17 protein-coding genes, 1 tRNA gene and 2 pseudogenes are annotated in these 19,866 nt (G+C 63.8%); 14 read left to right on the top strand and 6 right to left on the bottom strand.

Translation table 11 applies throughout. The features are described 5' to 3' along the window. The first annotated feature begins 146 nt into the window (after positions 1-146). Both ACVCNR_RS01905 and pyrG read left to right on the top strand, forming a co-directional pair. Positions 147-1,262 carry a L,D-transpeptidase gene (locus ACVCNR_RS01905; protein ID WP_447073640.1) on the top strand — a complete coding sequence of 372 codons (1,116 nt, stop codon included), beginning with the start codon at positions 147-149 and terminating at the stop codon, positions 1,260-1,262. A gap of 135 nt (positions 1,263-1,397) precedes the next feature. Then, the gene (gene pyrG / locus ACVCNR_RS01900) at positions 1,398-3,026 is read left to right on the top strand and encodes a CTP synthase (protein WP_354192381.1); all 1,629 of its coding nucleotides are present in this window, start codon (positions 1,398-1,400) and stop codon (positions 3,024-3,026) included. A gap of 75 nt (positions 3,027-3,101) precedes the next feature. On the opposite strand, the gene ACVCNR_RS01895 is transcribed toward pyrG, so the two are convergent. Together ACVCNR_RS01895 and ACVCNR_RS01890 are read right to left on the bottom strand one after the other, a co-directional pair. Beyond that, complete coding sequence (locus ACVCNR_RS01895; protein ID WP_447073638.1) at positions 3,102-4,550, bottom strand: DEAD/DEAH box helicase; 1,449 nt, start codon at positions 4,548-4,550, stop codon at positions 3,102-3,104. Positions 4,551-4,935: 385 nt separating this feature from the next. Continuing rightward, positions 4,936-5,775 (bottom strand): SDR family NAD(P)-dependent oxidoreductase, encoded by an 840-nt coding sequence (locus ACVCNR_RS01890; protein ID WP_447073636.1) that lies wholly within the window; start codon positions 5,773-5,775, stop codon positions 4,936-4,938. A gap of 199 nt (positions 5,776-5,974) precedes the next feature. On the opposite strand from ACVCNR_RS01890, the gene ACVCNR_RS01885 reads away from it, so the two are divergent. From ACVCNR_RS01885 to hflX, 9 genes are all read left to right on the top strand, one after another. After that, complete coding sequence (locus ACVCNR_RS01885; protein ID WP_354192386.1) at positions 5,975-7,009, top strand: cysteine synthase A; 1,035 nt, start codon at positions 5,975-5,977, stop codon at positions 7,007-7,009. After that, entirely contained in the window at positions 7,009-7,752 is a 744-nt protein-coding gene (locus ACVCNR_RS01880; RefSeq protein ID WP_447075620.1) for an alanyl-tRNA editing protein, read from the top strand. The genes ACVCNR_RS01885 and ACVCNR_RS01880 overlap by 1 nt, the downstream gene beginning before the upstream one ends. 42 nt (positions 7,753-7,794) lie before the next feature. Next, positions 7,795-8,661: a 3-mercaptopyruvate sulfurtransferase gene (sseA, locus tag ACVCNR_RS01875; protein WP_447073635.1), complete on the top strand. Its 867-nt coding sequence runs from the start codon at positions 7,795-7,797 to the stop codon at positions 8,659-8,661. Further along, on the top strand, positions 8,661-9,230 hold the full coding sequence (locus tag ACVCNR_RS01870; RefSeq protein ID WP_447073634.1) for a GNAT family N-acetyltransferase: 570 nt from the start codon (positions 8,661-8,663) through the stop codon (positions 9,228-9,230). The genes sseA and ACVCNR_RS01870 overlap by 1 nt, the downstream gene beginning before the upstream one ends. A 115-nt stretch (positions 9,231-9,345) precedes the next feature. Next, complete coding sequence (locus ACVCNR_RS01865) at positions 9,346-9,903, top strand: OmpA family protein (protein WP_447073633.1); 558 nt, start codon at positions 9,346-9,348, stop codon at positions 9,901-9,903. Between the two features lie 106 nt (positions 9,904-10,009). Continuing rightward, on the top strand, positions 10,010-10,819 hold the full coding sequence (dapB, locus tag ACVCNR_RS01860; protein ID WP_447073631.1) for a 4-hydroxy-tetrahydrodipicolinate reductase: 810 nt from the start codon (positions 10,010-10,012) through the stop codon (positions 10,817-10,819). 237 nt (positions 10,820-11,056) lie between these two features. Then, positions 11,057-11,917 carry a D-amino-acid transaminase gene (locus ACVCNR_RS01855; RefSeq protein ID WP_354192391.1) on the top strand — a complete coding sequence of 287 codons (861 nt, stop codon included), beginning with the start codon at positions 11,057-11,059 and terminating at the stop codon, positions 11,915-11,917. 139 nt (positions 11,918-12,056) lie between these two features. Beyond that, positions 12,057-12,293 carry an RNA chaperone Hfq gene (gene hfq, locus ACVCNR_RS01850; protein WP_035028646.1) on the top strand — a complete coding sequence of 79 codons (237 nt, stop codon included), beginning with the start codon at positions 12,057-12,059 and terminating at the stop codon, positions 12,291-12,293. 10 nt (positions 12,294-12,303) lie between these two features. Further along, complete coding sequence (hflX, locus tag ACVCNR_RS01845; protein WP_354192392.1) at positions 12,304-13,707, top strand: GTPase HflX; 1,404 nt, start codon at positions 12,304-12,306, stop codon at positions 13,705-13,707. A gap of 49 nt (positions 13,708-13,756) precedes the next feature. Here the strand turns inward: hflX and mazG are convergent, their stop codons facing one another. Together mazG and ACVCNR_RS01835 are read right to left on the bottom strand one after the other, a co-directional pair. Further along, entirely contained in the window at positions 13,757-14,581 is an 825-nt protein-coding gene (gene mazG, locus ACVCNR_RS01840; RefSeq protein WP_354192462.1) for a nucleoside triphosphate pyrophosphohydrolase, read from the bottom strand. A 54-nt stretch (positions 14,582-14,635) separates the two neighbouring features. Continuing rightward, positions 14,636-14,920: pseudogene (locus ACVCNR_RS01835) on the bottom strand (GNAT family N-acetyltransferase); the annotation flags it as partial. 403 nt (positions 14,921-15,323) lie between these two features. On the opposite strand from ACVCNR_RS01835, the gene dusA reads away from it, so the two are divergent. After that, on the top strand, positions 15,324-16,295 hold the full coding sequence (gene dusA / locus ACVCNR_RS01830; protein ID WP_447075619.1) for a tRNA dihydrouridine(20/20a) synthase DusA: 972 nt from the start codon (positions 15,324-15,326) through the stop codon (positions 16,293-16,295). A 38-nt stretch (positions 16,296-16,333) separates the two neighbouring features. Here the strand turns inward: dusA and ACVCNR_RS01825 are convergent. Continuing rightward, a tRNA-Gln gene (locus ACVCNR_RS01825) sits at positions 16,334-16,407 on the bottom strand. 157 nt (positions 16,408-16,564) lie between these two features. Then, a pseudogene (locus ACVCNR_RS01820) lies at positions 16,565-17,498 on the bottom strand (lysylphosphatidylglycerol synthase domain-containing protein). A 250-nt stretch (positions 17,499-17,748) separates the two neighbouring features. On the opposite strand from ACVCNR_RS01820, the gene ACVCNR_RS01815 reads away from it, so the two are divergent. Both ACVCNR_RS01815 and ACVCNR_RS01810 read left to right on the top strand, forming a co-directional pair. Beyond that, on the top strand, positions 17,749-19,155 hold the full coding sequence (locus ACVCNR_RS01815) for a Ppx/GppA phosphatase family protein (protein ID WP_447073629.1): 1,407 nt from the start codon (positions 17,749-17,751) through the stop codon (positions 19,153-19,155). After that, positions 19,152-19,862, top strand: coding sequence for an RlmE family RNA methyltransferase (locus tag ACVCNR_RS01810; RefSeq protein ID WP_447073628.1), 711 nt, complete (start codon positions 19,152-19,154; stop codon positions 19,860-19,862). Before ACVCNR_RS01815 ends, ACVCNR_RS01810 begins: the two co-directional genes overlap by 4 nt. Positions 19,863-19,866: the final 4 nt, after the last annotated feature.

The raw sequence follows: 19,866 nt of genomic DNA, 5'->3' as shown, positions 1-19,866 counted from the left end.
CATTCCATCACGACGATTTGCCGGGCAAGGTGCGCGGCCGCGCTTGAGCAGGGGCCGGCCAATCGACTATAGCTACGGCGATGGCCGCCCGTTGGAGGACCGCGGGCCAGGCCGCAGGCAACAGCATTTCTGATCGGATTTTCGCCATGCAGCTTCGCAGCTTCATTTTGATGAGCCTGTGCGCCACGATGTTCGTGGGTGGCCCGGCCCATGCCGCCCCGCTTGCCGCCACCGCAGCCCCGAAGGCGCCCGCCGTGACCGATGTCGTGGAAGTGGCCGCCAAGAGCGCAAGCGCGGAACTGAGGACCTTGAAGCGGAAGAAGAAGCCGACCGACGAGGACCTGGCCCGCATCAAGGAACTGGAAAAACAGGTCAAGATCGAGCAGGCCGCGGCGCGCGCCAAGGCGATCGAGGCCAGGAAGCTGGCCATGCGCGAAGCTGCCAAGGCGAAGTCCGAAGCCGCCCGCAAGGAATTCCTCGAGAAGCGCAACCAGAGCAGAACGGCCCGCACCGAAAAGCCGGAACCCGCGCGTGCCATTCCGGCCAAGGCCGTCGTCCAGGCCAAGGTGGAGGAGGTTCGGGAGCCGCTGTCGGCGGATGCGTTGTCCATTGCCCGCACGGGAAACAACGGCGAGCTGCGCAGCGAATCGCGTGAGGTCCAGCAGCGCCGCGGCGGCTTGCTGACGGGCCTGTTCGGGTCCAGTTCATCTGCCGGCAGCAGCATTGCCTATCTGCCCGAAACCCGCGCCCTCGATTCGGTGCTGCAGGAGCGTCAGGCAAAGAAGAAGTTCAACGTGAAGCCGGAATTCGAGCCGCAGCAGGTGAATTTCACCGGCTATGAGGCCGGCACCATCGTCATCGACACCAGCGCGCATCGTCTCTATCTGGTCGAATCGGCGTTCACCGCGCGCCGCTACGCCATCGCCGTCGGCCGCGAGGGGCTTCAGTACAAGGGCACCACGGTCGTCGGCGACAAGCAGGAATGGCCGCGCTGGATCCCGACCAAGGAGATGCAGCAGCGCGAGCCGGCCAAGTACGGCCGTTACAAGGACGGCATGCCGGGCGGCCCCGACAACCCGCTGGGTGCGCGCGCCATCTACCTTTACGAAGGCAAGAAGGACACCTATCTGCGCATCCATGGCACCAACCAGCCGCAGACCATCGGCACCAACTCGTCGAACGGCTGCTTCCGGATGATCAACGACCATGTGATGGACCTTTACAGGCGTGTAAAGACGGGCACCAAGGTCGTCGTTCTCTGACAGTTTCCTGAAGTCTGGCGAGGGGCCGGCTCGAGCCGGCCCTTTTTGCTTGCAAAACCAAAGCCGGGAAAAAACCTTATGCGGCGGGTTTTTCCACTGGCGGAATCGTTCCGGCCGCGCTAAGCGATGGTTCCCATGGCGCGATATGTATTCATCACTGGCGGCGTGGTTTCCTCGCTTGGCAAAGGTATAGCATCTGCGGCTCTCGGAGCCCTGTTGCAGGCGCGCGGCTATCGCGCGCGCCTCAAGAAACTCGATCCCTACCTCAATGTCGATCCGGGCACGATGAGCCCGTATCAGCATGGCGAGGTGTTCGTGACCGATGACGGGGCCGAAACCGACCTCGATCTCGGCCACTACGAGCGTTTCACCGGCAGGTCCGCCAACAGGCAGGACAACATCACCACCGGGCGCATCTACCAGAACATCATCGAGAAGGAGCGCCGTGGAGATTACCTCGGCGCGACCGTGCAGGTCATTCCCCACGTCACCGACGAGATCAAGAACTTCATCCTCGACGGCAACGACGACTACGATTTCGTACTGTGCGAAATCGGCGGCACGGCGGGCGACATCGAGGCGATGCCGTTCCTCGAGGCCATCCGCCAGCTCGGCAACGATCTGCCGCGCGGGCAGGCGGTCTATGTGCACCTCACCCTGATGCCGTGGATCCCGGCGGCGGGCGAGCTGAAGACCAAGCCGACCCAGCATTCGGTGAAGGAATTGCGCGGCATCGGCATCGCTCCCGACATCCTTCTGGTGCGCGCCGACCGGCAGATCCCGAAGGAAGAACGCCGCAAGCTTTCGCTGTTCTGCAACGTGCGCGAGTCCGCCGTCATCCAGGCGCTGGACGTCGGCCACATCTACGATGTGCCGATGGCCTACCATAAGGAAGGGTTGGATTCGGAAGTTCTGGCCGCGTTCGGCATCGACCCGGCGCCGAAGCCGCGCATGGAGCGCTGGGAGGCCGTCGCGCAGCGCATCCACAACCCGGAAGGCGAGGTCACCATTGCCGTGGTGGGCAAATATACCGGCCTCAAGGACGCCTATAAGTCGCTGATCGAGGCGTTGTCGCATGGCGGGCTGGCGAACCGGGTGCGCGTCAAGCTCGAATGGATCGAGTCGGAAATCTTCGAGAAGGAAGACCCTGCGCCCTATCTCGAAAAGGTGCACGGCATTCTGGTGCCCGGCGGTTTCGGCGAGCGCGGCTCCGAGGGCAAGATCCTGGCCGCCAAGTTCGCGCGCGAGCGCAAGGTGCCTTATTTCGGCATCTGTTTCGGCATGCAGATGGCCTGCATCGAGGCCGCGCGCTCGCTGGCGGGGCTGGAGAAGGCATCCTCCACCGAGTTCGGTCCCACCAACGAGCCCGTCGTCGGCCTGATGACCGAATGGCTCAAGGGCAACATGCTCGAAAAGCGCAAGGCGAGCGGCGATCTGGGCGGCACCATGCGGCTGGGCGCTTATGAGGCAAAGCTGGAGCCCGAGTCCAAGATCGCCGCGATCTATGGCTCGTCCGACATTTCGGAGCGTCACCGCCACCGCTACGAGGTCAATATCGACTACAAGGCGCGGCTGGAGGAGTGTGGTCTGAAGTTCGCCGGCATGTCGCCGGATGGCGTGCTGCCGGAAACGGTGGAATATCCCGACCATCCGTGGTTCATCGGCGTGCAGTACCACCCGGAACTGAAGAGCCGGCCGCTTGAGCCGCATCCGCTGTTTGCCAGCTTCATCGAGGCGGCCGTGGAGCAGTCGCGGCTGGTGTAAGCTGCTGCCCAGACATCATCGGAAATGAAAACGGCGGGTTTCCCCGCCGTTTTTTGTTCAGGACTGTGCCGATGGTCAGGCAGCACGGGCAGCCGGCTTCCTCGGCCTGCGGCGGAACTTGCGCGGCTTGGCACCCTCGGGCTTGTTCTGGCCGCCGGGACGCGGGGCGCTTGCCTGTTCCGACCATTCCTGCCTGCCGCTTGGCCGGCCGCCCGCGGGCTTGGCACCTTTGGGGCCATTGCCCTGATGCTTCCTCGCGCCGGCGTTGACGTTGCGAGGCTTGCCTTGCTGGCGGCCGGATTCGTGGTCGTTCGCGGCTTCCAGCCTGCGCTCGCCGTTGGGCTGGCGCGGCTTGGGCTGCGGATCGGGTTGATCGAGATGATCGGCCAGCACCGGCAGCTTCATGCGGATGATGCGCTCGACCTGCCGCAGCTTGGCGTTCTCGGACGGATCGACCAGCGTGACGGCAACGCCGTCCTGCCCGTTGCGGCCGGTGCGGCCGATTCGGTGGACGTAGCTTTCGGCTTCGTCCGGCAGGTCGAAATTCACCACATGGCTGATGCCGGGGACGTCGATGCCGCGTGCGGCGATATCCGTCGCCACGAGGATGCGGACCGAACCGTCGCGGAAGCCGTTCAGCGCCTTCTGGCGGGCGTTCTGGCTCTTGTTGCCGTGGATGACGGCGGCCTCGAAGCCGTCGCGCTCCAGGTCGCGGGTGACACGGTCTGCGCCATGCTTGGTGCGGGCGAAGACGATGACGGAACGCATCGCCTCATCGGCCAGCATCTTCGACAGCACCTGCCGCTTCTGCTTGGTGCGGGCAAAGACCACGCTCTGCTTGATTTCGGTGGCCGTGGTGCCCTGCGGAGCGACCTCGACGCGAACCGGATCGCGCAGCAGCCCCTTGGCCAGTTCGGCGATTTCGTCCGGCATGGTTGCCGAGAACAGTGCCGTCTGCCTGGCCGGATGGGTGGCCTTGGCTATGCGCCGCACATCGTTGATGAAGCCCATGTCGAGCATGCGGTCGGCTTCGTCCAGCACCAGCCAGGTCGTCTCGGAGAGGATCAGGTCCTTTTCACGGGCGAGATCGGTCAGCCGGCCGGGCGTGGCAATGAGGAAATCGACGCCGGGTGCGATGCGCTTGACCTGGCTGTGGCGCGAGACGCCGCCAAGCACAAGGGCCGTGGAGATATGCGCGCCCTTGGCGAGCACCTTGATCGTCTCTTCGATCTGGACGGCCAGTTCGCGCGTCGGGGCCAGGATCAGCGCCCGTGCGGTCTTCGGCCGGCGCCTGGTGCCAAGCCCGATGATCTTCGAAAGGATCGGAAGCGCGAAGGCCGCGGTCTTGCCGGAACCCGTCTGGGCGATGCCCAGGATGTCGCGACCTTCGATCTGGGCCGGGATGGCCTGTTCCTGGATCGGCTTCGGCTGGGTGAAGCCGGCAGCGTGGGTGGCCTTGAGCAGTTGCCCGGAAATCCCGAGCGCGGCGAAGCCGGTCAGCTCCGCATTGTTGTCATTGGTCAAAATTCGTCTTCTTTCATGCGGCCCATGGCCGCCAAAACGCGCGGCGGAGCGCAATCCGCCATCACAAAATATCGGAAACGACAAGGCGACGGATGATGACATCCGCTCGGCTGCGCTGTCGCGCCCGCGGCCAGGCCGTGGGGCTTTTTCATCGCCGTTCCGACTGCCGGAAAGGGAGAAAACAGACGCAACCAGTCTCATTCGTGGAGAAAGCCGGCTCAACCGGCCCAAGCGCCTATGGACCGCATATGGAGGAGAACCGTATGAAATGCAAGCTGTTTATGTTGCGATGCAATATCGCCACCGAAGCGAGTCGTCCGAGGGAACCGGTTCAGGACAACGACATGCGTAAGAACGACAGCGATCTGAAAGATCCCGGCGCGTTTCAGGTCTTGTCGGCCTTGGAGCGGCCCATGCGCCCGAAGCTCAGCGGCCGGGAGCGCCATCCGGTCAGCGTCGCAATCAGCCAGTGGCGAAGCGGCTGCGGCATCATGCTGGCCAGCTTCAGGCCCCACGCCAGCCGTCGCGGAAAGGCGATCTCGAACCCGCCGCGCTCGATGCCCCGGAACATGCGCCTTGCCGCGTCTTCCGGTTCCATCAATGCCGGCAGCATGGAGGCCGTTTGCTGCAGTTGCAGGAGAGGGGTGTTCACGAAGCCCGGATTCGCGACCTGGATGCGAATGTTGACCTTGTCGAGATCGTATTTCAGGGCCTGCGCCATGACATTGATCGCGGCCTTGCTGGCGCCATAGGCAGCGGTCGTCGGCCAGCCGAACCAGGCGCTGATCGATCCAAGCAGCACGATATGGCCGAAACCGCGCTTCTGCATGCGGCGTGTGGCGGGCACCAGCCCGTTGACCACGCCTTGCAGGTTGACGTCGAAGGTGCGGCGGAATTTCCGTACCGAAAGGTTTTCGCCGGCGACCGGGACATAGGTGCCGGCGTTGAAAATGGCCAGCACCACCGGGCCGGCCTCGTTTTCGATGGCGGCCAGGGTGGCGTCGAGCCCGGCTTCGTCGGTCACATCACAAGGATAGGGAAGGATTCGCCCGGCGAGGTTTTCGGCTTCCGCCACCAGCGCATCGATCTCGTCGCCCTCGCGCGCGGTCACCGCCACCGTATATCCGGCACGGGCCAGCTCTTTCGTAAGTGCCCTGCCTATTCCGGAACTGCCGCCGGTGATCCAGACAGCCCCGTCCTTCGGGTTGGCCCTGTAAAGTCCCATTCGTCACCATGTTTGCACTGCAAAAGGGTCTAGCCACGTGCGGGGGAGAAAGAAAGGGGCTTGTAGCAAAGGCGGCGTGCGAGGGCATAAGGTGTAGAACCATATGCTCGGGAAGGTGGACGATGCGGAAATTATATTCTTGAAAGCGAGAGGTCACCTTTTTAGGTTCGGGCCAATCCACTGGATCGAGGAAATTTCCATGCACCGCTCGGTGATCGACGCTATCGGCAATACACCCCTGATCAGGCTGCAGAGAGCCTCGGAAGAGACGGGGTGCGAAATCCTCGGCAAGGCGGAATTCATGAATCCCGGCCAGTCGGTCAAGGACCGCGCCGGATTGTTCATTATCCGCGATGCCGAAAAGCGTGGTCTGCTTCGGCCGGGCGGCGTGATCGTGGAAGGAACGGCCGGCAATACCGGCATCGGCCTTACGCTGGTCGCCAAGGCGCTGGGCTATCGCACGGTCATCGTCATCCCCGATACGCAGGCCCAGGAAAAGAAGGACGCCATCCGGGTGCTTGGCGCGGAACTCATCGAGGTCCCGGCGGTGCCTTACCGCAACCCGAACAACTATGTGAAGCTGTCGGGGCGGCTGGCCGCCCAGCTTGCGGCCAGCGAGCCCAACGGTGCGATCTGGGCCAACCAGTTCGACAATGTCGCCAATCGAGACGGTCATATCCACACCACGGCCAGGGAAATCTGGGAGCAGACCGGCGGCAAGGTGGACGGGTTCGTGTCGGCAGTCGGTTCCGGTGGCACACTAGCCGGCGTGGCCGAGGGGCTTCGCCGGAAGAGCGGGGACGTCAAGATCGCCCTGGCCGATCCTCTGGGGGCCGCCCTCTACAGCTACTACACCAGCGGCGAGTTCAAGGCCGAGGGCAATTCGATCACCGAAGGCATAGGCCAGGGCCGAATCACGGCCAATCTCGACGGTTTCACGCCGGATTTCTCCTACCAGATCCCGGACGAGGAGGCCTTGCCGATCATCTTCGACCTGATCCAGGAAGAGGGGCTTTGCGTCGGCGGCTCCACCGGCATCAATATCGCCGGCGCCATCCGCCTGGCGAAGGAACTCGGCCCCGGCCATACCATCGTGACGATCCTGTGCGACTACGGCACGCGCTATCAGTCAAAACTGTTCAATCCCGAGTTCCTGCGGGCAAAGGGCTTGCCTGTTCCGGGCTGGATGGAGAAGAAGGTGGAGATCAATGTGCCGTACGAGCAGGTGGAATGATGGAATTCAGCACGCACGCCCTCTTTCGTGACGATTCATATCTGAAGGAAGCGGAGGCCGGCGTGCTGGCGGTCAACGACCGCGGCGGGATCATCCTCGACCGCACCATCTTCTATGCCACCTCCGGCGGCCAGCCGGGCGATACCGGCCATTTCGAGCGCGCCGACGGAAGCCGGATCGACATCGCCGCAACCGTCACCGGCCAGACCAAGGATGAGATCATCCATGTTCCGGCGCCCGACCAGCCCGTCGTCGAACCGGGCGAAACGCTGAAACTCGCCATCGACTGGCCGCGCCGGCATCTGCTGATGCGCATGCACACGGCCTGCCACCTGCTGACCGTGGTCTGTCCCTATCCGATCACCGGTGCAGCGGTTTCGACGGATGATTCGCGGGTCGATTTCGACATTCCCGACGCCGGATTCACCAAGGAAGAGGCGACCGAAAGGCTGATGGAACTGGTGCGGGCGGACCATCAGGTGTTCATCCGCCAAATCAGCGAGGAGGAACTGGCCGCCAATCCGGGGCTGGTGAAGTCCAAGAATGTGCGCCCTCCGCAGGGAACCGGCCGCATCAGGCTGGTATGCATCGGCAATGAGGGCGGCGTCGACAGCCAGCCTTGCGGCGGCACGCATGTGGCCAGCACCGGCGAGATCGGTGAAATCCACATCGGCAAGATCGAGAAGAAGGGCAGGGAAAACCGGCGCTTCCGTCTCCGATTCGGGCCTTTGCCGGCAGCCTGAGCGCGTTATATAAGATTTCCGTTCCAGAGGAGGGATACGAGAATGGCCGCAGACAGCCCTTTCGTCGTGGATCCGGACTGGCTGCAGCAGCGTCTCGGCCAACCGGGCCTCTCCGTTGTCGACGCGTCCTGGTATCTGCCGGCGCATAAGCGGGGCGCGCGCGGCGAATATGACGCGGCGCATATCCCCGGCGCGGTGTTTCTGGACCAGGATGCGGTTTCCGATCCGGAATCGGAACTGCCGCATACGCTGCCTTCGCCCCGGCATTTCTCCCGCTTCGTCGGCACGCTCGGCATTTCGGCCGACGACACTATCGTCGTCTATGACGGTCCCGGGTTTTTCTCGGCCCCCAGGGCGTGGTGGATGTTCCGCATCATGGGCGTCTATCAGGTCTACGTACTCGATGGCGGTTTCGACAACTGGAAGGCGGAAGGCCGGCCGGTAACGGCGGAGCCGACGAAGATCGCTCCCTGCATCTTCCATGCGCAGTTCGATGAATCGCGCGTCGTCAGCCTCGCCGAAATGCGCCGCATCGTGGAGAACCGGGAAAGCCAGATCGCCGATGCGCGCGGCCCCGGCCGCTTTGCGGGTACGGAACCGGAGCCGCGCGCGGGCATCCGCTCCGGCCACATGCCGGGTGCGAGCAATATTCCGGTGACGGCGCTGTCGCGCGATGGAAAGCTGCTGCCTGTGCCGGAACTGCGCGAGCTGTTCGAGAATGCCGGCATCGATCTTGCCCGCCCGGTGGTCACCTCATGCGGGTCGGGGGTTACGGCGGCGGCGCTGACATTGGCGCTGGAAACCCTCGGTCATGGCGACAGCCGTCTCTATGACGGCTCCTGGACCGAATGGGGCGGCCTGACCGACACGCCAGTCGAAACCGGCAATGGCGAGCCCGCGAAGCCCTGATGTCGATGCAGGACGCCAAACCGGAGCCTATCGAGGTCACGGTCACCTTTCTCGAGATGGAGGCCCGTCCGGCCTCTTTCCCGCCGCTCCCCTACAATCGGCAGATCGCGCTGCTGAAGACCAGCAACATACCGCTGCATTTCTATCGCTACCTGACCGACAGGGTCGGGCGGAAGTGGCATTGGGTCAACACGTTGCGCAAGAGCGACGAGGAGCTTGCGGCGGCTATCCATCGCGAGGGACGCGAGGTGTGGGTGCTCTATCTCGACGGCGCGCCGGCCGGCTTCTTCGACCTCAACCGCACCGCGCCTGACGTGGTCGAACTGGCCTATTTCGGCATGATGGAGCATGCAACCGGGCAGGGGATAGGGCGCTGGTTCCTCGGCGCGGCCATCTCCGCCTGCTGGGCCATGGGACCGCGGCTTGTAACGGTGCAGACCTGCACGCTCGACCATCCGGCCGCCTTGCCGCTCTATCAGAAACTCGGCTTTCGGCCGGTAGGGCAGGCGAAAGAGTTCATCCAGCCCATGACATTTGCGGAGCGTTCTGCCAGCGTGATGTGCGGATGAACATTGCATGGGCGTTTTCTGAACGTGCCGTTCATGCTCGCTTCAGCCGGCGAAGCTAAAAGTCTCCTCACGCCTCGGGCAGGATGAACGGGGCAAGTGATCCAAGGAGAAGACAATGCTCGATCGCCGCAGCTTCGCAACCGCCCTGATCGCCGCCGTGGTCATGCCCGGGGCCGCCTTCGCACAGGCGCAGACGCCTTCGGCCGCGACCATCGAGCGCCAGTTGCAGAGCGCGCCGCGCATGAAGCTCAACCCCAACCAGCGGGTGACGGTGCGCGAATTCAAGCGCCGGCCGGACCTGCGCCGCGCGGCGCCCTCCATCGACATCCAGTCGATCAATTTCGAGTTCGCATCCGCCGAGATCACGCCCTCGCAATATCGCAAGGTCGAGAACATCGCCGATGCGCTGAACCGCATCCTGCGCCGCGATCGTCGCGCTCAGGTGCTGATCGAGGGCCATACCGATGCGGTCGGTTCGGCCCAGTCCAACCAGGTGCTTTCGGAGCGCCGCGCGGAATCGCTCAAGCGGGTTCTGGTGCGTCAGTTCGGCGTTCCGTCCCGTGCGCTGGAAACCGTCGGCTATGGCGAGGAATTCCTGCTGGTTCCGACTCCGAACGAGAACTGGCGCAACCGTCGTGTCACCTTGCGCCGCATCGACAGCTTCATTCGCTAGCTGTTGCTTGCCGCCGAGGCGGCCTCCGCTCCCCATTTCGTGACAAGGCCCGGCTTGACGTGCCGGGCCTTCGGCGTGTCTTCTTCGATAAAAGGAAGGAGATGCGATGACGATCAAGGTGGTTATGGCCGGTGCGACCGGCTGGGTCGGAAAAGCGCTGGTTCCTGTGATCCTGGCCGAGGAGGACCTGCTTCTGGCCGGTGCGGTGTCGCGCAAGGCCGCCGGGCAGGATGCCGGCCATGCGGCAGGCCTGTCGATGACGACGGGCGTTACGGTTTCTCCCACGCTGGAAGACGCCCTGACCACGCCCTCGGATGTGGTCGTCGATTACACCAAGCCCGATATCGTCAAGGCCAACACCCTTCTTGCGATCTCGAAGGGCCGGCATGTGGTGATCGGCACCTCCGGGCTTGGCGCGGATGATTATGCCGAGATCGATGCCGCCGCCCGTGCCAGGGGCGTCGGCGTCCTTGCCGCCGGCAATTTCTCGATCACCGCCACGCTGCTCAAACGCTTCGCCCTGATGGCCGCGAAATATGTGCCCGATGTCGAGGTCATCGACTATGCGAGCGCACGCAAGCCCGACGCGCCGTCCGGCACGGCGCGCGAACTCGCCGAGCGCCTTGCCGAGGTTCGCCGGCCGGCCACCAGCCTGCCGCAATTGCAGGTATCCGGTGTGCCGGCGACCCGCGGGGCACCCGTAGGGCAGGGGGAAGGCGTCCAGGTTCACGCCCTTCGGATGCCGTCCTACATCCTGTCTTGCGAGGCCATATTCGGCTTGCCGGACGAGCGGCTGACGATCCGTCATGATGCCGGCTCGTCCGCCGCGCCCTATGTCGCCGGAACCTTGCTGGCCATTCGCCGCGTCGGCTCCATGAAGGGGCTGGTGCGCGGCCTAGATGAACTGATGGAATGAGCCACAGGTGGCGTTAACCCTTTGTTAACCACGTCGGGCGCACTCTGTCTGCAACTGTCGTATTGCCGTTACATTGCCTCTCTATAAGGCAGGTGTCGACAAGGTGGCTGACCGCGGATGTACCGGCAGCGACTGCGACAGACGAGGAAGCGGAGCACTTGCTCCGCTTTTTTGTTTGTTGCATAGCGGCGGGCGGGGAATCGCATAAGGTGCCCCTGTTTTTTTCAGGAATCCGCCATGCCGCGCATCGCTTATGTCAACGGGCGTTACGTCGCCCATCGGGACGCCACGGTTCACATCGAGGACCGGGGCTATCAGTTCGCAGACGGTGTCTACGAGGTCTGTGAAGTCGCGCGTGGGTTCATCGTCGATTCCAAACGCCATCTGGACCGGCTGGATCGGTCGCTTTCGGAACTGGCCATCGATTGGCCGATACACCGTTCGGCGCTGATGACGGTGATGCGCGAGGTGATTCGCCGCAACCGCGTGCATGACGGGCTGGTCTATCTGCAGGTCACGCGCGGCGTTGCGCCGCGTGACCATCCTTTTCCCGTGGGTGTGCGGCCATCGCTCGTCATAACGGCGAAGAAGACCAATCCTGATGCGCTCCGGCACAAGGCCGAAGCCGGCGTCAAGGTCATCACCGTACCGGAAAACCGCTGGGATCGCGTCGACATCAAGACAGTCGGCCTCCTGCCAAACGTTCTTGCCAAGCAGAAGGCCAAGGAAGCCGGCGCCTACGAGGCCTGGTTCGTCGACCCCGACGGAACGGTCAAGGAAGGGGCCTCCACCAATGCCTGGATCGTGACGAAAGACGGCGTTCTCGTGACCCGCCCCGCCGACCATGGCATCCTGCGCGGGATCACGCGGGCGACGCTGTTCGACGTGGCGGCCAGCCTTGGCCTGCGCGTCGAGGAGCGGGCCTTCAGCGTCGAGGAAGCCCTGGCGGCGCGCGAGGCTTTCCTGTCCTCCGCCACCACGCTGGCAACGCCGATCGTTGCCATTGACGGTCATCCCGTGGCCAACGGCCATCCCGGTTCGGTAGCACTTTCGTTGCGCCAGGCCTTTTTTGAGATTGCGGAAAAAAGTCCGGCCTGATAACCGCTGGGTGTAAACAATAGTAAATCTCGTCCTGCTTGCGTTGTTGCAGGCAGGGTTGTTTGTGGACTGGACACGCCCATATGGAGCGGCGTATTGGCAGGCAGACAAAAAGGGATCCGGCGGGAAGATAAGAAAAATGGCCGAACGCTCGCAAAATCTTCAGGACCTTTTCCTGAACTCGGTTCGTAAAAGCAAAAACCCCCTCACCATATTCCTCATCAACGGCGTGAAACTGACCGGTGTCGTGACGTCGTTCGACAATTTCTGCGTCCTGCTGCGCCGCGACGGGCATTCCCAGCTCGTCTACAAGCATGCCATCTCCACGATCATGCCGAGCCAGCCGGTGCAGATGTTCGAGGCCGAGGAAGGCTAAGGACACCTGATTGGCACGCAACCGCGACGCGGCTGACAAGTCCGGAAAGCAACCCGACAAGGCTGCCGACGAGGCAAGGGCCGCGCCGACGCGCGCGGTCGTCGTCGTGCCGGTCCTGACGCGCCCTACCAGCGCCGACGAGACGGCCCGGCCGCGCCTGACGCGTTCGCCCGCCGCCCGCCATGACGAGGCCGTGGGCCTGACCCGCGCCATCGATCTCGACCCCGTGCACAGCCTGGTGGTGACGGTGAACGATCCGCGGCCCGGAACGCTTTTGGGCACCGGCAAGGTGGCCGAGATCGCCGATCTCGTGAAGGACAGCGAAGCGGAGCTGGTGATCGTCGATCATCCGCTGACGCCTGTGCAGCAGCGCAATCTCGAGAAGGAAATGAACGTCAAGGTGCTTGACCGCACCGGGCTCATCCTCGAGATTTTCGGCGAGCGCGCCCGCACGAAGGAAGGCACCTTGCAGGTTGAGCTTGCCCATCTGAACTACCAGAAGGGCCGGCTGGTGCGGAGCTGGACCCACCTCGAACGCCAGCGCGGCGGCGCGGGCTTCCTCGGAGGCCCCGGCGAAACCCAGATCGAAGCCGACCGGCGCATCCTTCAGGACAAGATCGTCAAGCTGAAGCGCGAGCTGGAAACGGTGCGTCGCACGCGCGATCTGCACCGGGCCAAGCGCAAGAAGGTACCGTTCCCGGTCGTGGCCATCGTCGGCTACACCAATGCCGGCAAGTCCACCCTGTTCAACCGGCTGACCGGGGCAGGGGTGCTGGCCGAGGACATGCTGTTCGCCACGCTGGATCCGACCTTGCGCCGCCTGCGCCTGCCGCATGGCACGCCGGTGATCCTCTCCGACACCGTCGGCTTCATCTCCGACCTGCCCACCCATCTGGTCGCGGCCTTCCGCGCCACGCTGGAGGAGGTGGTGGAGGCCGATCTGGTGCTGCATCTGCGCGACATCTCCGATCCGGATACCGCTGCGCAGGCCGAGGACGTCGAGCGGATTCTGGGGGATCTCGGCGTCGATGCGAGCGACGACCGCCGCGTCATCGAGGTGTGGAACAAGGTCGACCTGCTGGACGAGGCCAACCGCGAACGGCTTCTGGTCGAGGCACAGCACGACCGGCGCCACAGCCCCGTTGCCATTTCCGCCGTGACCGGTGAAGGGCTCGACCGCCTGCTGCAAGCCATCGAGGCCCATGTTTCCGGCGAACTGGCGGAAATGACCGTCACCCTCGCGCCGGATCAGCTCGGGCTTCTCGACTGGCTCTATCGAAACGGCGACGTCGTTTCGCGCGCGGACAATGAGGATGGCAGCCTTTCGCTTGTGGTGAACGCGACCGAGAGCGCGCGCGAGGAAATCCGCAACCGGCTGCGGATCGGCAAGGACAAGCCCTCGGCGGAAGCGTAACGCGCCTTTGGAGCGTGGAAAGTCGGTTCCCGGTTTCCGGCCTGAATCTCTAAACCTTGCCCTTGGCCTGCTGCCAAAGTTCTTCCATCTCGTCCAGCGTGGCGGCTTCCAGCGATTGCCCCTGTTCCTCAAGTACCCGCTCTATGTGATGGAAACGGTTGCGGAATTTTTCGTTCGTTCCGGCAAGCGCTGCTTCCGAATCGAGGCCCAGATGGCGGCCGAGGTTGACGAGGGCAAACAGCATGTCGCCGAATTCGTCCTTGATCGCATCCGTCTCGCCCTTTGCAATCGCTTCGCGCAGTTCGCCGGTCTCCTCCTCGATCTTGTCGAGGATCGGCCCGGCCTCGCCCCAATCGAAACCGACGCGCGCGGCTTTTTGCTGAAGCTTGAGGGCGCGGGTCAATGCGGGCAGGGCAAGCGGTACGCTGTCCAGAAAACCCTTGCCGTTGTCCTCGGGGTCCCGGCCGCGCGCCAGCCGCGCAGCGCGCTTTTCCGCTTTCTCCTCGGCCTTGATTTTCTCCCACATGCCCTTCGCCATGCCGGCGCTACGGGCCTTGTCGTCGCCGAACACATGCGGGTGGCGACGGATCATCTTGGTGGTGATGGCTTCCACCACATCCGGGAAGGCGAACTCGCCTTCTTCCTCGGCCATGCGGGCATGGTAGACGACCTGTAGAAGCAGATCGCCAAGCTCCTCGCGCAGATCGTCGAAATCACCGCGCTGGATCGCGTCGGCCACCTCATAGGCCTCTTCGATCGTATAGGGCGCGATGGTCGAGAAATTCTGCTCAACATCCCAGGGGCAGCCGCCGACCGGGGCGCGCAGCGCCGCCATGATCTCGATGAGCCGCGAAATATCCCGCGATGGTGTCAGGGACGGTATCGCCTTGCCGGTATCCAATTTACGGGCGAAATAGCGCACGGTCTTGGCGCCGCCATGAATGGCGGCTTCACCGACCTCCCGAAAGCCCAACCGTTCATGGAAGGCGTCGGAAGCGGGGTTCGGCGGTTCGGCATTCACCTCGCAGACGACCGTGTCGTGGCCGGCCCTGGCCGCGCGCTCGAACAGGTTCTCGTAAAGCCGCCTGGCATGGCCGCGCCCCCTGGCCCTTTCGTCCACGACGACACGATCCACATAGACGAAGCGCGGATAGCGCTGGCGGAACCAGAGGAAATTCGGGCTGTCATAGTCAGCATCCTGATCGAAGGTCATCAGGAAGGCTTCCGCCTCGCCGATGCGGCGGGCGTGGAAGGCCTGATCAAGCAGGAAGGACAGGCGCTTGGGCTCCAGCCAGGACAGTTCCTCGGCGTGCAGATTGTTGAGCTTCAGGATGGCCGCCTCGTCCTTTTCTGTCACGGGTTCGATGGGCGGCAGCGGCTGACTGGACACGATGGTTCATCCTTCTGGGAAAGCGCCCCCACGGTTAACACTGTGGCACCGGATGCAAAAGCGCATTCCGATTCAAACCGGCAGGCCCTTGCGATTGGTGCTCGCACGACGCTATGCACACCCCATATAGGGCTGGCGATCACGGCAACAGGACAGACGAAAAGACGTGGCAAAACCGCACGCAGAACCAAGGCTTGACTACCACGCCGCAGACGGGCGGCCGACGGTGTCTGTCGCCCCCATGATGGACTGGACGGACCGGCATTGCCGTTTCCTCCATCGCCAGCTTTCGCGAAAAGCCTTGCTCTACACCGAGATGGTGGTCGCCGATGCCGTCATCCATGGTGCGCGAGACCGTTTGCTCGGCTTCGATGCGGCGGAACATCCGGTCGCCTTGCAGCTAGGCGGCTCCGACCCGCAAAAACTGGCCGACGCAGCGCGTATCGGTGCCGATTTCGGGTATGACGAGATCAACCTCAATGTCGGCTGCCCCTCGGACCGGGTTCAGAGCGGCACCTTTGGTGCCTGCCTGATGCAAACCCCGCAACTCGTGGCCGATTGCGTCGCCGCCATGAAAGCCGCTGTGACGATCCCCGTGACCGTCAAGTGCCGGATCGGCATCGATGACCAAGACCCCGAAACAGCGCTGGACGACCTGTCGGACAAGGTGTTCGCGGCAGGCGTCGACGGACTTTGGGTGCATGCCCGCAAGGCCTGGCTGAAGGGCCTGAGTCCTAAGGAAAATCGGGACATTCCGCCCCTCGACTATGATCGCGTCTATCGGCTCAAGCAGAAAAACGGCAGCCGTTTCATAGGGATAAATGGCGGTATTCAGACTCTGTATGAATCGGAAAACCACCTGAAATCGGTGGATGGGGTCATGCTCGGCCGCGCCGCATATCACACACCCGGCATCCTCATCGGCGTCGATATCCTGCTGGACGGCAAACCTGCCGACGCGTTCGATTTCGAGACCCTGATCGAAACCATGAGCGACTATGCGGCTCGCCACATCGCCCAAGGCGGGCGGCTGGGGCACATCACCCGACACATGGTCGGCCTGTTCCACGGCCTGCCCGGAGCACGGCGTTGGCGGCAAGTCCTCTCCACCGAAGCGATGCAGCCGGGCGCCGATCCTCAGGTGCTGCGCGATGCCTTCGCGGAAGTCGAACTTCCGGTAAAAGAGCAGGCGGCGTGACGAGCCGTTTAAATCTCGGATATTCTGGTAGACGAGTTTGGCTGGGGAACCTGGATTCGAACCAGGACTAACGGAGTCAGAGTCCGCGGGTCTACCGTTAACCTATTCCCCAGCAACGCATCGGATGCGATGCCTGTATGCCTGCGGCAAGGGCTCTTTCGATCCCTTGCGAAGCGCGGCGGTAGGGCGCGCCCGGCAAGTGGCTGCGTTTTAATCGCCGCATTGAATTAGTCAACCCCGCCCGTGATTTCAATTGCAGGATTGTGGATTCAGATGTCGCTGCGGCGCAGTTGCGCGCGTTCGAAGAGCAAGACCACGCCGAGGCTGATCACCAGCGGCACGATCAGGTAGAACAGGCGGAAGACGAGCAGGGCGGCCAGCACGTCCACCGGCTCCATATCCGGCAATCCGGCCAGGAACACCACTTCCAGCACGCCCAGGCCGCCCGGCGCATGGGAGAATCTGCGCGACGGAGAAGGAGACCAGGAACACGCCGAGCACCACCAGATAGCCGGGATTGCCCGCAGCCGGCAGCGCGAAATAGATGATCGCCCCGGCTGCGAACAGTTCCAGCGGCCCGATGATGAGCTGGCGTGCGACGATGGGCAGACGAGGATAGTGAATTTGGAAAGAGCCGATTCGCAGCGGCCGCAAATGCAGCCACGAACCGAAAACATAGGCAAAGATGGGCACGAGCAGGATAATGCCGGTGGCGCTGGAGAATTCCCGAAAACCGATGCTCGAAAAGCGGTCCAGCAGCCCCGGCACCAGAATCAGCACCACAGCGGCCACCGCTATGGTCGACAGCACGAAGGTGAACCAGCAGATGGCGACCAGCACGCCGACTTCGTGTCCGGTCAGCCCCTTGGTGACATAGGCGCGGTAGCGGATCACCGCGCCCGAGAACACCGAGCCGCCGATATTGTGCGACAAGGCATAGGTGGTGAAGGAGCACAGGGTGACGAACGGCCATGACACCCGCTTGCCGATATGCAGGAGGGCGATGTGATCGTAGCCGGCCAGCGCGCCATAGGCCACAACGGCGCAAAGTGCGGAAAGAGCCCAGCGGCCGGGAGGTATAGCGACAAGGCTGTCCCAAACATCGTCGAGGGAGATGCCGCGCAGTTCATCGAGCAGGAGCCAGGCCGAGAAGGCGACGGCGGCCATGCCGACGGCAGGCCAGAAATAGCGTTTCCAGTTCATGCGCGACCTGTCATGCGCGGCGAGTACCTCCACGAAGTGGGTTGACAGGGACGTGCGGTCGCCGGCCCCCCGGAGAATCCGAAATTCAGGAATGCCTCATCAATGTGGCGGCTTCAACCTTTCGCCGCCGACAAAATGCATTCGGGGGATTCTTTTGCCGCTTTGCTCTTGGTGAAAGCGGGCACCGCTGCTAATCTTTCCTCAACTTGAAATGTGAGCGCCTGCAGCGTCCGGTCTATCGGTTCGCGCGGTGCCGGAAGGAACGACTGTGAAAGACCGCGACGCCAGCGCAGATGCGCCGGGGGTTGGCGGGTCCGGGGATTCGGCAGCGCTTGGTGGAGCGTCTGCTGCCCGTGGTGGTGGCCGTCATAACGGCGCCCCGGCAGACCTGTCCGCTACGGGACAGGCAGGACCCGCAGCCCACAACGGAAAGCCCAGGAAACGCCGCAAGCGCCGTCGCGGGCGCAAGGTTTATGTGCGTGACGGACAGGCCGGGCCGCAGCCACCGCAGCGGGAAAAGGTTTCCCAGCCGCCGAAGGGCCCGCAGGCGGACACCAGCCGGCAGCCATCGATCCGGCAGGAGCGCGAGCGGACCGGGCAAGCCAGGCAATCTCCCAATGGAAACGGGGCGCGCAGGGCCTCGGACGACCTGCCGATCTTTGCCGCGCTCGATCTCGGCACCAACAATTGCCGCCTGCTCGTCGCCATCCCGACTCGCTACGGCCAGTTCCGTGTCATCGATGCCTTCTCGCGCATCGTGCGCCTCGGCGAGGGGCTGACAGCGAGCGGCCGTCTGGCCGATGCGGCCATGGACAGGGCCGTGGAAGCGCTCAAGGTTTGCGGCGACAAGCTGCGCAGCCGCAATGTCCGGCGCGCCCGCCTCATCGCCACGGAAGCCTGCCGCTCGGCCGAAAACGGCGCCGAATTCCTGGAAAGGGTGGAGCGCGAAGCCGGGCTGAAGCTGGAGATCATCGACCGCCAGACCGAGGCCCGTCTCGCCGTTTCCGGCTGCGGGTCTCTGGTGGAGCGGGAAACGCAGGGCGTCGTGCTGTTCGACATCGGTGGCGGCTCGTCCGAGATCGCATTGATCGACCTCAGCCGCGGACGGCGCTCACAGCGGCTCGCCAATCACATCGTGTCGTGGACCTCGCTGCCGGTCGGCGTCGTTTCGCTGGCCGAGCGTTTCGGCGGCCGCGTCGTCACGCCGGACTCCTTCGCCGCCATGGTCGATGACGTGGCCGAAAGGCTGTCGTCCTTCGAGGGCCGGGACCGGCTTGACCACGTGCTGGAAAGCCCCGGCTTCCATCTGCTTGGCACCTCCGGCACCGTCACCACGCTGGCAGGCGTGCATCTCGACCTGCCGCGCTACGACCGGCGCCGGGTGGACGGGCTGTGGATGGACCGCGACAGCGTCGACCGCATGATCGAGAAACTGCTCGGCTGGGATTTCCAGCGGCGCGTCGCCAATCCCTGCATCGGTGCCGACCGGGCGGATCTGGTGCTGGCCGGTTGCGCGATATTGGAGGCCATCCGGGCAGTATGGCCTTCGCAGAGACTGCGCGTGGCCGACAGAGGCCTGCGCGAGGGCATATTGAGCGAACTGATGGCGGATGCCGGCGTGTGGCGCCACACGCGACGCGACGGGGCGAGGCGATGACGAGAAAACCGGAAAAGCCGGGGGCGGGCGCTTCCCGGGTGCTGCGCACGAAGATCAAGAAGAAGAGCGGCCTGAAGGAATCGTCGCGCCGCTGGCTCGAGCGGCACATGAACGACCCCTATGTGCAGCGTTCCAAGGCGGACGGCTATCGCTCCCGCGCCGCCTACAAGCTGATCGAGATCGACGACAAGCACAAGCTGCTCAAGCCAGGCATGCGCATCATCGATCTGGGCGCGGCGCCCGGCGGCTGGTGCCAGGTGGCGGCCGTGCGCGTGAAATCGGACGACAAGGCTCCCAGCGTCGTCGGCATCGATTATCTGGAGATGGATGCCGTGCCCGGCGCTTCCATCCTGCAGATGGATTTTCTCGACGACGATGCGCCGGCCCGGTTGGTCGAGGCATTGGGCGGGGAGCCGGATGTGGTGCTGTCCGACATGGCGGCGCCCACCACGGGGCACCGGCGCACCGACCATCTGCGCACCATGCATCTGTGCGAGGTGGCGGCCGATTTCGCCATGTCCGTGCTGCGGCCCGGCGGCCATTTCCTGACCAAGACGTTCCAGGGCGGCACCGAAGCCGCCCTGCTCGATGCGCTGAAAAGGAACTTCCGCACAGTGCATCACGTCAAGCCGCCGGCTTCGCGCGACGAGTCGGTGGAGCTTTATCTGCTTGCCAAGGACTTTCGCGGCAGGTCGCAGGAGAACTGAAAGG

This window comes from Aquamicrobium terrae (assembly GCF_052978165.1).
The sequence above is the reverse complement of the archived record's forward strand: the minus strand, read 5'-3'. Positions and strand labels throughout refer to the sequence as shown.

Bases quoted from the DNA above. Each gene is read 5' to 3' on its own strand.
- ACVCNR_RS01905 (WP_447073640.1), top strand. From the start codon at position 147: ATGCAGCTTCGCAGCTTCATTTTGATGAGCCTGTGCGCCACGATGTTC.
- pyrG (WP_354192381.1), top strand. From the start codon at position 1,398: ATGGCGCGATATGTATTCATCACTGGCGGCGTGGTTTCCTCGCTTGGC.
- ACVCNR_RS01890 (WP_447073636.1), bottom strand. From the start codon at position 5,775: ATGGGACTTTACAGGGCCAACCCGAAGGACGGGGCTGTCTGGATCACC.
- ACVCNR_RS01885 (WP_354192386.1), top strand. From the start codon at position 5,975: ATGCACCGCTCGGTGATCGACGCTATCGGCAATACACCCCTGATCAGG.
- ACVCNR_RS01880 (WP_447075620.1), top strand. From the start codon at position 7,009: ATGGAATTCAGCACGCACGCCCTCTTTCGTGACGATTCATATCTGAAG.
- sseA (WP_447073635.1), top strand. From the start codon at position 7,795: ATGGCCGCAGACAGCCCTTTCGTCGTGGATCCGGACTGGCTGCAGCAG.
- ACVCNR_RS01870 (WP_447073634.1), top strand. From the start codon at position 8,661: ATGTCGATGCAGGACGCCAAACCGGAGCCTATCGAGGTCACGGTCACC.
- ACVCNR_RS01865 (WP_447073633.1), top strand. From the start codon at position 9,346: ATGCTCGATCGCCGCAGCTTCGCAACCGCCCTGATCGCCGCCGTGGTC.
- dapB (WP_447073631.1), top strand. From the start codon at position 10,010: ATGACGATCAAGGTGGTTATGGCCGGTGCGACCGGCTGGGTCGGAAAA.
- ACVCNR_RS01855 (WP_354192391.1), top strand. From the start codon at position 11,057: ATGCCGCGCATCGCTTATGTCAACGGGCGTTACGTCGCCCATCGGGAC.
- hfq (WP_035028646.1), top strand. From the start codon at position 12,057: ATGGCCGAACGCTCGCAAAATCTTCAGGACCTTTTCCTGAACTCGGTT.
- ACVCNR_RS01810 (WP_447073628.1), top strand. From the start codon at position 19,152: ATGACGAGAAAACCGGAAAAGCCGGGGGCGGGCGCTTCCCGGGTGCTG.